General features: G+C 45.6%; 13 protein-coding genes. 5 read left to right on the top strand and 8 right to left on the bottom strand.

Going from position 1 to position 12,620, the window contains the following annotated elements; genetic code table 11:
• Positions 1 to 356, top strand: a 356-nt coding sequence (locus VIM88_RS02335; protein WP_331861277.1) for a DUF3144 domain-containing protein, incomplete at its 5' end; no start/stop codon positions are given.
• A 150-nt stretch (positions 357 to 506) separates the two neighbouring features.
• On the opposite strand, the gene VIM88_RS02330 is transcribed toward VIM88_RS02335, so the two are convergent.
• Positions 507 to 1,703: an Mrp/NBP35 family ATP-binding protein gene (locus VIM88_RS02330; RefSeq protein ID WP_331861276.1), complete on the bottom strand. Its 1,197-nt coding sequence runs from the start codon at positions 1,701 to 1,703 to the stop codon at positions 507 to 509.
• A 184-nt stretch (positions 1,704 to 1,887) separates the two neighbouring features.
• Here VIM88_RS02330 and VIM88_RS02325 point away from each other — a divergent pair, with 184 nt between their 5' ends.
• Genes VIM88_RS02325 through VIM88_RS02310 form a run of 4 tightly spaced genes read left to right on the top strand, consistent with a single transcriptional unit; the run spans position 1,888 to position 5,597 of the window.
• Complete coding sequence (locus tag VIM88_RS02325; protein ID WP_331861275.1) at positions 1,888 to 3,009, top strand: bifunctional 2-C-methyl-D-erythritol 4-phosphate cytidylyltransferase/2-C-methyl-D-erythritol 2,4-cyclodiphosphate synthase; 1,122 nt, start codon at positions 1,888 to 1,890, stop codon at positions 3,007 to 3,009.
• A complete protein-coding gene (locus VIM88_RS02320) occupies positions 3,006 to 3,887 on the top strand; it encodes a response regulator (RefSeq protein WP_331861274.1) in 882 nt (293 codons plus the stop codon). Before VIM88_RS02325 ends, VIM88_RS02320 begins: the two co-directional genes overlap by 4 nt.
• A 23-nt stretch (positions 3,888 to 3,910) precedes the next feature.
• On the top strand, positions 3,911 to 5,092 hold the full coding sequence (locus VIM88_RS02315) for a sulfate adenylyltransferase (RefSeq protein WP_331861273.1): 1,182 nt from the start codon (positions 3,911 to 3,913) through the stop codon (positions 5,090 to 5,092).
• Between the two features lie 13 nt (positions 5,093 to 5,105).
• Complete coding sequence (locus VIM88_RS02310; RefSeq protein WP_331861272.1) at positions 5,106 to 5,597, top strand: phosphatidylglycerophosphatase A; 492 nt, start codon at positions 5,106 to 5,108, stop codon at positions 5,595 to 5,597.
• 72 nt (positions 5,598 to 5,669) lie between these two features.
• On the opposite strand, the gene VIM88_RS02305 is transcribed toward VIM88_RS02310, so the two are convergent.
• The 7 genes from VIM88_RS02305 to VIM88_RS02275 form a co-directional block, all read right to left on the bottom strand.
• Positions 5,670 to 7,079, bottom strand: a complete 1,410-nt coding sequence (locus VIM88_RS02305) for a DUF3482 domain-containing protein (RefSeq protein WP_331861271.1) — start codon at positions 7,077 to 7,079, stop codon at positions 5,670 to 5,672.
• Entirely contained in the window at positions 7,064 to 8,446 is a 1,383-nt protein-coding gene (locus VIM88_RS02300; RefSeq protein ID WP_331861270.1) for a DUF2868 domain-containing protein, read from the bottom strand. The genes VIM88_RS02305 and VIM88_RS02300 overlap by 16 nt, the downstream gene beginning before the upstream one ends.
• 3 nt (positions 8,447 to 8,449) lie before the next feature.
• Positions 8,450 to 9,724, bottom strand: coding sequence for a malic enzyme-like NAD(P)-binding protein (locus VIM88_RS02295; protein ID WP_331861269.1), 1,275 nt, complete (start codon positions 9,722 to 9,724; stop codon positions 8,450 to 8,452).
• Between the two features lie 62 nt (positions 9,725 to 9,786).
• Positions 9,787 to 10,260 (bottom strand): hypothetical protein, encoded by a 474-nt coding sequence (locus VIM88_RS02290; protein ID WP_331861268.1) that lies wholly within the window; start codon positions 10,258 to 10,260, stop codon positions 9,787 to 9,789.
• On the bottom strand, positions 10,257 to 10,733 hold the full coding sequence (locus VIM88_RS02285) for a hypothetical protein (protein ID WP_331861267.1): 477 nt from the start codon (positions 10,731 to 10,733) through the stop codon (positions 10,257 to 10,259). The genes VIM88_RS02290 and VIM88_RS02285 overlap by 4 nt, the downstream gene beginning before the upstream one ends.
• A gap of 111 nt (positions 10,734 to 10,844) precedes the next feature.
• Positions 10,845 to 11,960: a 4Fe-4S dicluster domain-containing protein gene (locus VIM88_RS02280; RefSeq protein ID WP_331861266.1), complete on the bottom strand. Its 1,116-nt coding sequence runs from the start codon at positions 11,958 to 11,960 to the stop codon at positions 10,845 to 10,847.
• Between the two features lie 3 nt (positions 11,961 to 11,963).
• Positions 11,964 to 12,602, bottom strand: a complete 639-nt coding sequence (locus VIM88_RS02275; RefSeq protein ID WP_331861265.1) for a molecular chaperone TorD family protein — start codon at positions 12,600 to 12,602, stop codon at positions 11,964 to 11,966.
• Positions 12,603 to 12,620: the final 18 nt, after the last annotated feature.

The following is a 12,620-nucleotide window of genomic DNA, read 5'->3' as shown; positions in this document are numbered from 1 at the left end:
AAAAATTAAGGAAAGAGACTATGTCCCAGACACAAAAACCATCAAAAGAAAATAAAACAGATGAACAGTTTTACAAAAGAGTTGATACTCTTATCGGTCTGGCAAACGGATATGTCAAGGCTAATGTACATCCTGCATTCGTAAACAACTCATTTATGTTTGCAGCAGCACGTTTTAATGCATGGGTAGCAGCTGCAGGCTATCAGAATGGCGAAGAGATGGCAAAAGAAAAAGACGAGATCCTCAACTTCTTCGTAAACCAATACAAACTCATGCTGAATGAGAACCTCGATAACTATATAGAAAACTATGGGTCATTTATGGGAAAATCTACTGATACACCGGAAGAAAAGTAAGTACCTTAGAAGTACATAAAATAAAAATATTTCACTTTGATTTTGATCGGTCTTATTTTGAAGACCACTATTGAAAAAAAGTCTATGGAGAGTGAGTAAGCGGGAGATGCCCATCTTCTTTTTGAAGATGGCATCAAGTAATGCTATAGACTAGTGGCAGCCGCAGCCAGTGCCACAACTTTCATCTGACCCTTTAGCCGGAGCCGGAGCCGGAGTCGATGCTGCACCCGCACCTGTACTACAAGCACTTACCCCTGGAGGTGTCGTAGGCTGTACCGCTGAATTATCTGCCAAACCTTCGGCATTGACCTTGTCAATGAATACAAGAAGATTTTTTGCAGCCTCCTGGTAACGTTTAGCCGTTTCAGAGTCAGGCTTGTGATAGGTTACCGGCATACCTGTGTCTCCGCCTATTCTGATCGCGGGCTCTATTGGTATACGAGCGATCACTTCTGTGTCATACTCTTTTGCGACCGGAACCGTTGTCCCCATACCAAAGATGTCTGACTCAGTGTCACAGGAAGGACAGATAAACCCTGACATATTTTCGATGATACCTGCCGTTGGAATGTGCAGTTTCTTGAACATGGTCAATGAACGTCTTGAGTCATCCAAAGATACCTCTTGAGGTGTCGTGACCGTGATACCCGCTGTAACCGGTACAGACTGCGCAAGTGTCAACTGTGCATCACCCGTTCCCGGAGGCATATCGATCACAAGTACATCCAGCTCAGACCACAGGATGTCTCTCAGGAACTGCTCGATGGCTTTCATGATCATAGAACCTCTCCAAAGAAGCGCTGCACCTTCGTCCATGATCGAACCCATAGACATGATCTCTACGCCATACGCTTTCAAAGGATTTAATTTGTTCCCTGCAATTTCCGGTTTTTGGTCTTCTACACCCATCATACGAGGAATGTTCGGTCCATAGATATCTGCATCCAAAAGACCTACTTTTTTACCCTGCATTGCCATCGCGACAGCAAGGTTCACAGAAGTGGTCGATTTACCGACCCCACCTTTCCCTGAACTGACCATAACGAAACTTTTTACATGCGGTGCAATGTTCTTTCCGCTCACAGAATTAGAGAGCTGCTTTGGTGCTTCTGGCGCTATGATGTTGATACCTACATGTTCAAAACCAAGCTTGTTAAGCGCTGCCGTTGATTCCTCTTTAAGTTGTGTTTTTACCTCATCGGCGGATGAAGTGATATCAAGAGTCAACGTGATATTAGTATCATCGATGATCTGAATATCTTTTACAAAACCGAACGTTACAATGTCTTTTGTAAACCCGGGATATGTTACATTTTTCAATGCTTCTAATACATTTTCTTGTGTCATCTTTTATTCCTAGTTAATTAGATATAAGGAGTTATACCAACTCAATCTTAAATTAGATTGAAATTTTTCCTCATATTTAAGAATAGGAGTAATTTTATCTGAATTAAAGAATTTATCAAGCCTTCCTCTAGTATAATTCGTTACAATTTGACACACTATAGTGATAATAGTGTTAGGAGCTTACTTGTCAAACACTACTTTGATACTTCTGGGTGCAGGCAGTTCATCCAGATTTGAAACCGATGTTAAAAAACAGTGGCTATACACAGGAGAGACTCCTCTGTGGCTGCAAGTAGCAGAACACTTTGAAAGGTCTGCACGTTTTGAAAAGATCATCATCGTATCGACGCGGGATGAAATTCGATTCATGCAACATTTCGCTTCTTATACTTTTGTAGAGGGTGGAGACACTAGACAGGCATCGCTTAAGCATGCACTGGCAGAGGTGACCTCAACCCATGTACTCGTGTCCGATATCGCCCGATGCTGTGTTCCTGCCACTATGATACAGCGTATCATGGAAGCCAAAGAGGCAGCCTCCTGCATCGTGCCTGTACTGCCTGTGACCGATACACTCTATCATGACAATGCCCCCATAGACAGAGAAAAGGTACAGATCATACAGACCCCTCAGCTTTCTGTTACAGAGATGCTCAAAAAAGCGCTGGACACGGAAACGCTCTTTACCGATGACAGTTCTGCCATGGCATCGCTGGGAGAAAAGATACATTTTGTAGCAGGCTCGCCTGATGCACACAAGCTTACCACGGTCGCAGATCTGCAGAAACTGCCTTGTCTTAAGGAACCTTCTGCTAAAACACTGACAGGTTTCGGTCTGGACATCCACCCTTTTGAGGCAGGCAGAGAGATGTTCCTTTGCGGTGTCAAGATAGATGTGGACTATGGATTCAAAGCCCATAGTGACGGTGATGTCGGCATACATGCCCTGATCGATGCGCTGCTGGGTGCGGCAGGCATGGGAGATATAGGTGAGCTTTACCCTGATACCGAGGAGTGCTATGCAGGTGCGAATTCGAAAAAACTGCTTGCCGATACCGTAAGCAGGATAAGGTCCTATGGATACGAAATAGGGAACATCGATCTCAGCATCCTGGCACAGGCACCCAAAATACTGCCTTACAAAGAAGCAATGCGTCAGACACTTGCTTCTTTGCTCGGCATAAGAAAAAACTTTGTAAACATAAAAGCAACGACAGCTGAAGAACTTGGCTTTGTAGGACGAAAAGAAGGGGTAACTGTCCACGCCGTTGCAAACTTAACTTATTTGAATTGGAAAAAAATATGAAAATAATCATTATAGAAAATGAACTCTATCTGGCACAAAGTATCGCCGCTAAATTGAATGAAAACGGCTATAATACAGAGATATACAGTTCTATCAAAGAAGCCATGAAAAGTCATGGTGATGTCTATCTGCTTTCAACCAATCTTCCTGGGCAAAACACCTCACCGCTCATCAAAGAGTTTAAGGACAAGATCATTATTCTGATGGTGAACTACATCAATAATGATACCGTAGGAGAACCTCTCAACCTTGGGGCTAAAGACTATATTGTCAAACCTTTCATGCTCGAAGACCTGATGCGTAAGATCAAGCACTATAACGAATACCAGTCCCTCAAAAAGAAGACATCGCTGTACCGGGAGTATATGCAGAATCTCCTGCATGACATTGAAACAGACTTTGATACCGAAGAGATCACTACCCCCCTTGTCATTGAAACGAACTATCAAAGACTGGTAGATAAAATCGTTTTTGAACATGCGGAGAAGACCGACACATTGCTCTCTTTTATCCCTCTGAGCGATAAGAACTGGAAAGAAAAAATACAAAAAAGCAGTTCCAGTGCCTTACTCTACATCACAGAGGTGCATGAACTGAAAAAAACGGACAGAGAAGCCCTCTTGGAGCTATTGAAAGGGTATGATTTCATCTTATGCAGTACCTCGAACCTGGAATCCGACTTTAGAACGATCACACTGAACACAGATTCTAAACTCTATGACCAAAACGAGATCCTGACGATCGATGACTATGTCAAATTTATCGTGAACAGCTTTCAATACAAGTTTCCGGATACTGAACTCTCCAAAAAACTGGGGATCTCAAGAAAAAGCCTATGGGAAAAAAGAAAAAAATATGGATTATTTAAAAAGAAATAACAGGGATCATATAAGGCCGACAGATGCAAAAAAATAAATCACTCTATATAGACACAGAAGCACTTTCCACTCTGGCATTGGTGAAAGCAGGGCTCATTACACCAGTGGACAAACTAATGAACGCAAAGGAGGCCGAAGAAGTTGATAAAACAAAATTCTACAAAGGCGTGCCTTTTCCTTTTGCATTTGTGCTCGCTCCAAAAGGTGAACGCAATCATAAGGTACTTAAAACACTGCAGCACGGAGAGACGGTCAACCTGATCACCAATGGCAAAAAAGTAGGTGAACTGACCGTCGATGATACCTTCCCCATTGATATAGAACAGCGTCTTACCAATATCTATGGGACCAGTGACAGTTCCCACCCTGGTGTCAAAAACACGAGAATGAGGCTGGGTACGATCGCTGTAAGCGGCGAATACACAGTAGAGTACCCTCTTATCACGGACAATATCAATCGTATCAAAAATATGATCAAAAAAACAGGTGCGAAGTTTGTAAGTTCCATCATGCTCGCTGCCAATCCGCTCAACCGTGCCCATGAGAGAATGATACGGCAATCCCTGGGAAGCTGCGATCTGCTCATTATATTTTTACGAAAGCCTTTTACCTCCAAAGGACTTCGATACGATATCAGGTACAACGCACTGACCACGTTCATAGACAACTTTTTGCCACGCAACAAAGTGCTGGTGATCCCCTTTGAAAACTCTTATATCTTTGCAGGCTACAATGAACTGATCCTGGATGCCCTTCTGGCAAAGAACTACGGATGCAATCAGCTTATCGTAGGTAAGAATCATGGCGGACTGGGTCTTTTTTATGATGAAAACAGGCTCAATTCAGTCTTCGACCGCTGTAAAAATATTGATATAGATATCAAAACGATCGATGAGTATGTCTACTGTGATACCTGCAAAACACTGGTAAGCACGCGCACCTGTCCACATGGCCAACACCACCATGTGCATTATCACTCTGAATCCATCATGCAGCTGATACAATCAGGACTCATTCCCCCTTCGATCCTGGTAAGAAAAGAGGTCTCGGCCAATATTCTATCGGCACTCTTCCCCGACAGGTTTAAGAACCTTCAGGAGATGCATTACGCACTCATTCCCGGTTCGGGTCTGCTGGAACAGCAAAGTGAAGAGCAGTTCTACCTGAACCTGATATCACTCTACCAGACCTCATCACTCACATAGCATAAGGAATCTCATGACCATTCAAAAACTTTTTTTAACATTCGGTGGGGCGGGACTTTCGCCTAAGGCACCCGGTACCGTAGGAAGTTTGGCTTCCCTGCCGGTTGGACTGCTTGTACTGCATTACCTCGGGATCGAAACACTCTTTATGCTTACCCTTGCCATTACTGTCATCGGTATCTTTGAAGTGAACAAATATGAAAAAACCACAGGGGTCCATGACCAGCAGCATATCGTCATAGATGAAGCTGCCGGAATGTGGCTCAGCCTGATGCTGGCCTATTCTACGGCGATCACCATGACATACCCTTATGCCGAACTCTTGGCGATCGTCTTCAGCTTCGCGGCTTTCCGTCTTTTCGATATCTGGAAGCCATCTACGATCGGATGGATCGACAGAGAGCTCAAGGGCGGTCTTGGGGTCATGCTGGATGATGTACTGGCGGGGATCGCAGGTGGATTCCTAAGTGCCTTGCTGCTGATGGGGCTAGGAAAGCTTTTTTAAAAAAGCTTATTTAAACACTTTCCTATCCCGTGCGCTCTTTCTATCTCTTTCGCTGCCTCAATCAAAACAGTCTCAGACAGAGATAAAACGTTTCAATGTGTCATAAATGAGCGCTTCGTACGCTTCAAGATCTTTCGGATCTACAGCCTTGCCGCTTCGGAACCTGGTGTGAAACTTCTCCAAGGACTTTCTCAGATCATCCTCCAGCCATTTCGTTTTAAACGCCTGGTCCATCTCTATATCGATCACCTCTCTTGCCGCATGCGATACTTTGGCAATCTGAATGGTATGGTAAAGGGCACGCCCGAGTAAAATATAGGGGAAGTTCCTATTTTTCATGGGGCCGATCTCCAGGTAGCGTTTCCCCAAGGTCTGCCCCAATACTTTCACTTCAGAGAGTTCGTCAAAACCAAAATAGGCACCGGTACCTCCGATGACGGCCCCTATAGCACCGCCTAACAGAAGGGTATGTCCGGCAAAAAGCAGGTCGATCCCCGCCCCTGTCACTGCTCCGGAAGCGGCTGCGGTGATCATCAGCTCTTTGCGTGTCAGTCCAAATACCGAAGCGCTTTCTTCAGAAAAGAGATCCATCCCCTCAAAGACCGGCACCTTGCTCTCTTTTTTCAGATGCTCATGGTGCCAGACCTTCTCTATGCTCTTCTGGGTGGCAGTTTCCAATTCCCGTAACCTGTTCTTGTACTCACGCTCTATTTTCTCTTTGTCTTCTGGGCTTGCTTCTTCTGTTTTAAAGGTGCGTTGTACCACCATACTGACAGACTCATATACCAGTGCGGCCAGGAGCGCTGCGCTTCGTTCAAGCATCTGCTCCTGGTACTGCTCAAATAGTTTGATAGAAGCTTTTACAGGCGCTATCCATTCTTCCTTCAGTTGTGCCATGCTTTCCAGAATGCTCACATGTTGATCCATCGTGATCTGCATAGGATTGAATGTACGGACTATCTTGAAGTACTGTGCCAAGGCCCGTTTCCACTCTTCGCTGTAATCTGATGCGTCTATGTGATTGATCAGTGCCATAGAGGGCTGTCCTGTCCAGCGGAGTATCTCCATCTCCGCCTCATACTCTTCGCCATAGGGCTTCGAACCGTCCACCACATAAATGATACCCGCACCCTCCATGATCGGTTCAAGCAGTTCTATCTCATCCCTGAAACGTTCATCCTCCCTGTGTGCATCGATGAAGGCTTGCACAACCTCGGATCTTTTATCTGCAGATACCTGGTGTTTTTCCAGCCAGGCGAGTACCCTTCTGGCTCGCTGAAACCCAGGGGTGTCGAAAAGCTCATAGAGCACTTTGCCATCCACGCTCAAAGGAAAACCGCGTTTTTTGACTGTGGTTCCAGGGGTATCGGATATCTGCACCGAATCATCCAGGGCCAAAGCGGAAACAATGGAACTTTTTCCTTTGTTGGGATGCCCTACCACAGCAAATCTGGGATGTGTACCGATCATCGTTTTAACCATACCTTTTCATGATTCAGCACCGAGAGTTTTCTGTCCCATACATCCAGTTCTTTGGCAGTGACGCTGTAACCGTCTTCTGCCGTACCGACGGGTGCAACGATCACCTTGTCCACCTTGGGCGCCAGCGCTTCCAGATAGTCTGAAAGATCCATGGTAGGAGGCTCCCATGCTTTGACGAACAAGAGCACCTCACCCCTGCTTTTGGCTACCACTTCACTGTCTTCTTCCAGTTGGTTGCTCCCCCCTACCCCAAAATGTTCGGGCGATATGATACCCATACTGTCACAGAGCAGCACAAGTTCCTTTGATGTCATAGCCCATCCCTGTACGATATCATACGAGCTGTCTAATGTATGTATGATCTGTCCGTAAGAGGAACCATTCGAGACAAATGCCTGTTCCGATCCCCTTCCGTGGGTTGCGATGATAGGTTCATTCATCTCTCTAAGCAGCTGTTTGGTTCCCTTGAGTGTCAAAAGAGAGTGTGTGACCGCACGGCTCAGACCCGCTGAAGCGATCAGATACATCAATAAGCGCAAAAGAATGGCATAAAAAAGCGTCGAAAAGGCCAAAAATCTCCACCACTCTCCAAGGACGGAAGCATTTGCTATCATCTTTTCGCTCAACTGTTCTCCCAATCTGAAATAGTGGCTCTGCTCAATCAGTGCCATGGAAGGTACAGCCGAAGGATAAAGCTCTCTCCACGGCAAGGCCAGGGTATGCAGAAATCCATGAAACCTCTCAGGGTCGATCTCCAGAGTGGTACTCCATGCAAAGGCGATGTCTTTCGTGACCACCGCAGCCAGAAGTGCGAAGAGCAAACCGAAAGAAAAACAGAGTGCAAGCAGCTGTGAACGTTTGATGATCAGCCAGTTTGCGAGAAGCACGTTGATCTTCAGCCCCCTTATCTTCTCTTGCATGCTACCCGGCAACAAGCCTAACATCTTCTCCATCCAAAAAGCCGGTGACAGGTGCACCAGCACATTTTGAGAGCGGTTGGCCCTTACCATGGCGAACAGGGAGAGTACCAGTGTCAAGAGCGGATAGGCAATGACCATTGCCATAAAATAGATAACGTTCACCGGCTCTTTGCCGCTATAGGAAAGCAGTGCGATCCCCGACAATAGACCCAGCACAAATGCGATCAAGGAAAGTGATACGGTGACCGCATAGAGATAAGAGGTAAAGGTCTCGCTTAAAAGCGGTTGTTTTAATTTGCTTTTATGTGCTTCTACCCATGCCATAAGCTGCTGCAGTGGTTTATTTTTTACCATCACATGGGTGATGCCAAAGGTCCGGTTCTCTTCTCTGGAAGCGGGAGAGAGCTCCAACAGTGCAGTAAGGTCCAAATAACTCTTAAGTTTCATCGTTTACTGATCCTCTTCGGAACCGTAAATACTATACTTTAACTGCTCTTTATAGGCCTCTTCATCAAAACTTTCTACCCGTGCGACGCCCTCTTCAAAAGCTGCTTTTGCTACTTTGGGAGCAACCCAGATCAGCACTTCTTTGTTAAAGGGTAAAGGAATGATATGCGATTTTCCGTAAGTGATGTTCTGATCCTGATAGGCCGCTTTGACATACTCAGGTACAGGTTCTTTTGCCAAGGCTGCAAGCGCTTCGGCCGCTGCCATCTTCATCCCTTCGGTGATCTTTTTTGCCCGTACATCCAGTGCCCCTCTAAAAATGAAGGGGAAGCCCAGTACATTATTGATCTGGTTGGGAAAATCAGAACGACCGGTCCCTATAATGGCATCATCACGTACCTCTCTGACCTCAGAAGGCAAGATCTCAGGTACGGGGTTCGCCAGAGCAAAGATGACAGGTTCCGGTGCCATTTTGGCTACCATCTCTTTGGTCAGTGCCCCTGCAACACTCAGTCCCAAGAACATATCTGCCCCCTCTATCACCTCATCAAGCGTTCTAGCCTCGGTCTCTACCGCAAATGGTGCCTTGTAGACATTGAGATCATTTCTGTAGGTGGAAATAACCCCCCGGGAGTCACACATGACAATATGCTTCACCCCCAGTTTCTGATACATCTTCGCACAGGAGATCCCTGCCGCACCGGCACCGTTTACCACGATTTTGATCTCCTCTGCTTTTTTCCCCGTAATTTCCAGTACATTCATCAGTCCCGCCGTGGTGATGATAGCTGTCCCGTGCTGATCATCATGAAATACGGGGATGTCCAGTTCTTCTTTGAGCCTGCGCTCTATCTCAAAACATTGCGGTGCTTTGATATCTTCAAGGTTGATACCGCCAAAGGTAGGTGCGATGGCTTTACAAGCTGCCACGATCTCTTCCACCGTATGGACATCCAGCTCGATGTCGAACGCATCCACATGTGCGAACTTTTTAAACAGTACCGACTTCCCCTCCATGACAGGTTTGGCAGCAAGAGGGCCTATATCCCCTAGACCCAGCACGGCGGTACCGTCAGAGATCACAGCGACCAGATTGGAACGGTTGGTATATTCAAAAGAAAGTTTTGGCTCTCTAGCAATTTCAAGACAGGGTATGGCCACCCCGGGAGTGTAGGCAAGGGAGAGTTCATGTTGGGTGTTACAGGGTTTGGTCAGCTCTATGGCTATCTTTCCCTGTTTATGGTATGCGAGTACTTCTTCTTTGCTGATATCAGACATGCTTCCCCTTACAGTATTTAATAGTAACTATTATACAGAAAGTATGATAAGGGAGACTCTAACTATTCTGCAAAATACTCTTCAATGATCTGAGGGAAGAGCTTCATCGTTTTTCGCGCTTTGTCGATTTTAGGCTGGAATACTTCTGCACTGCTTGGAAACTTTGTCATACACTCTGTATAAATGGCAATTTTTTCTTCCATATGTGCTTCCAGAGCATCAAGGACCGACTGCATATTTTCTTTGCTTGTTGCGTACTTCATAAGCAGCTCGAACATACGTTTACGTGGATGAATCGCCATAGAATCACCGGCTGCAAGTGCGATATCTTTAATATCCCATCTTGAAATATAAATACCGCTTACATGCGGGGCAATAAGCTTTGCATAGAGCGCTTCCGTATAAGAAGGATAGTCCTTCAGGTCCGCTTCTTCATCCGCTGCACACTGTCCATCAGGACCGAACGCCGGTTTTCCGTTAAAGTTCTGCTCGTTAAAATTTTCAAACTCTTTTCTTAAATCGTCTATATCTCTCATTCTTTATCTCCTATTAGTAGCGGAATATCATTGACATCGATCTTTGCGCCGAACCATCTGTTGGCGATCAGCATGATCTTTGTGACAAAAAGGATCTGGTCGTCAAGGAATTCCGGTTTGTCATAGAGTGCTTTTGCCTCGTCATCCAGACAGAACCCTTGAACCTTTCCCTCTGAAACTTCTATAAAGTCCACACGCCCTTCTCTCTGGGCACAAGGGTTCAGGCTTTCACAGTATGCTACCGCTTTGGCACCGAACTCTCTTTCTATCATCATCTGTGTGACCTTGGACTCCCCGACATTGGACATCGTAAAGTCAAAATGCTCATCGGTGATATTCAAGGCTATAGCCGTTGCATTGATACCCTGATACTTCATGATCTTGTTAAAGTATCGTCTCATATATCCTGTTTGTGCATTATATCCAAGTATGGTACAGAGTCCTGTGTCTGGCTTGATCTCATGGGGCTGCATTATAGACTTCTCCTTGAAGATGAGCAAAGCCCGTCTTGAATTGCCCAGAGGAAATACCCTTGGGGTGCATGCACTGAAGTTTCGCCCATGGGCTCGATAAAATGTACCATTTTAATCCTCCTCCCCTCTCATGCGTTTTGCGTTGTCATGCAGGAACAGCGCTTCCTCTTCTTCGATCAGACAGCGCGGACATGTCTGTTCTCCGCCTGTGTAGGTAAAGTTGTTGCCGCACTCATTACAGCGTTTGATGTTAAATGTCGCCAGTGTCCTCTGCGTAGGTTCAAAGAACTCTTTGATCTCAAAACCGCTTTGGAGCTGTATCGCATCGGGTTCACAGACATCATGGCACAAACGGCACTTCACGCAAAGCATGGCATCAAAATGGATCAGTGAAAACTTTGCATTGGAGGAAAGTGCTCCGGTAGGACAGATACGGTAGCATATCTGACAGTTGGTACAGCTTTCATCCACATACTTTTGAGAAGTGAAGCTCACTTCCTCTTCCGGAAGTACTTCGAACACATCCGGGACACCTGCATGTTTCAGGGTAGTAAAAAGTATCTTCCGTTTGTTGGGCAGTCTTTTATCTTTGATCTTTGCGACCACGGAAGCATCGATCTCAAAATGCTGCAGTTCATCCTCATCCACGGCGTCATCAAAGGTTTTCTTGTGTTTTATCACACCCTTGAGCGAAGCATTCCCCAAAAAGGAACGTCTTGAGGAAGCTGCATCCTCAAGCTCCTCGTTGCTCTCTGTTATCGGCTCTTTTTGCGGGACATGGTTGGTCTTTAGCTGTTTGTCAGAGAAACTGGACAAGATGAAATTCGCCTCATCTATACGCTTCTCGATATGTTCAAAGAGCAAAGAATCTTCATCATAGGAGCTCAGATCTATCGTGATCTTTTCCTCACTGGCCAGCGCCAGGGAGATCAAGTGCTCCACACTCAGGACCGAGACGCAGGGAACATTGACCTTGGGTGAGATCAACCGTACCTTAGACTCTAAAAAGCGAAAGAAAAACTCCGTGGTAGAAAAGTCTGAAAGCGCAAATGCCTCGGTAGGACATTCTCCCACACAAGCTGCTGCCTCAGTACCTGTAGCCAGGCTGAAACTTGGAAGATTATCTACCAGTTTGATGGAATCCGGACAGATGTCCACACACTTGGTACACTGGGAAAATTTACTGGTTGCTCTTACACAAGCACTGACATCAAAATGTAAACCCATAGATTACGCTTCATCCCCACAGTGTGTGGATAATGCCTCATTGACATATTCAAAGTCGCTCAGTAGAAATTCCAAGGCCAGTTCCGCACCGTCATGATACAGCGGTGTACGCGACTCACGTTTAGCATTGATCAAAAAGAGCGGTGCCCACTCCAGCAAATGTTCCTTTAAAAATGCACGCTGTACCTGAAGCAATTCACAGATCCCGTCTTTGTCATCTGCCTCTAACGCTTTTTTCAGTGCTGTACATAACATATACATGAACTCCAGCTCTACCCCTATATGGTCAGCACTCACGACCCTTGCCGCATCCAGTTCCACACGGAAATCCAGCTCATTATAGAGCTCTATGACAGGATTGTCCCCGCCGCTCTCTATCATCTGGTCATCTCTTGTATAGAAGCTTTCATACGGTACCAGGTGCATCAAAAAGAGATTGGTAAAATCCACATTATAGTATTTTTCTATCAGCTCTTTTTGCGACAGCTCTTTACGTTTACCCCAATCTCTGTAGTTAGGGAAAAAAGACAACAGTCTCTCATCACTCTCGATGTTTTCCAAAAAAGTTTCATCCACTTCTATGAGCATCAATCGTGAGATCAAAGCATAAATCGCTATACGGTTTTCTATCTCTTGTTTCATTAAATCCATTTTATATAC

The organism is Sulfurovum sp. (assembly GCF_036568385.1).
In the GTDB taxonomy this organism is placed as follows: domain Bacteria; phylum Campylobacterota; class Campylobacteria; order Campylobacterales; family Sulfurovaceae; genus Sulfurovum.
The sequence above is the reverse complement of the archived record's forward strand: the minus strand, read 5'-3'. Positions and strand labels throughout refer to the sequence as shown.

Bases quoted from the DNA above. Each gene is read 5' to 3' on its own strand.
- VIM88_RS02290 (WP_331861268.1), bottom strand. From the start codon at position 10,260: ATGAGAGATATAGACGATTTAAGAAAAGAGTTTGAAAATTTTAACGAG.
- VIM88_RS02330 (WP_331861276.1), bottom strand. From the start codon at position 1,703: ATGACACAAGAAAATGTATTAGAAGCATTGAAAAATGTAACATATCCC.
- VIM88_RS02275 (WP_331861265.1), bottom strand. From the start codon at position 12,602: ATGAAACAAGAGATAGAAAACCGTATAGCGATTTATGCTTTGATCTCA.
- VIM88_RS02305 (WP_331861271.1), bottom strand. From the start codon at position 7,079: ATGGTTAAAACGATGATCGGTACACATCCCAGATTTGCTGTGGTAGGG.
- VIM88_RS02295 (WP_331861269.1), bottom strand. From the start codon at position 9,724: ATGTCTGATATCAGCAAAGAAGAAGTACTCGCATACCATAAACAGGGA.
- VIM88_RS02280 (WP_331861266.1), bottom strand. From the start codon at position 11,960: ATGGGTTTACATTTTGATGTCAGTGCTTGTGTAAGAGCAACCAGTAAA.
- VIM88_RS02300 (WP_331861270.1), bottom strand. From the start codon at position 8,446: ATGAAACTTAAGAGTTATTTGGACCTTACTGCACTGTTGGAGCTCTCT.
- VIM88_RS02320 (WP_331861274.1), top strand. From the start codon at position 3,006: ATGAAAATAATCATTATAGAAAATGAACTCTATCTGGCACAAAGTATC.
- VIM88_RS02315 (WP_331861273.1), top strand. From the start codon at position 3,911: ATGCAAAAAAATAAATCACTCTATATAGACACAGAAGCACTTTCCACT.
- VIM88_RS02310 (WP_331861272.1), top strand. From the start codon at position 5,106: ATGACCATTCAAAAACTTTTTTTAACATTCGGTGGGGCGGGACTTTCG.
- VIM88_RS02285 (WP_331861267.1), bottom strand. From the start codon at position 10,733: ATGCAGCCCCATGAGATCAAGCCAGACACAGGACTCTGTACCATACTT.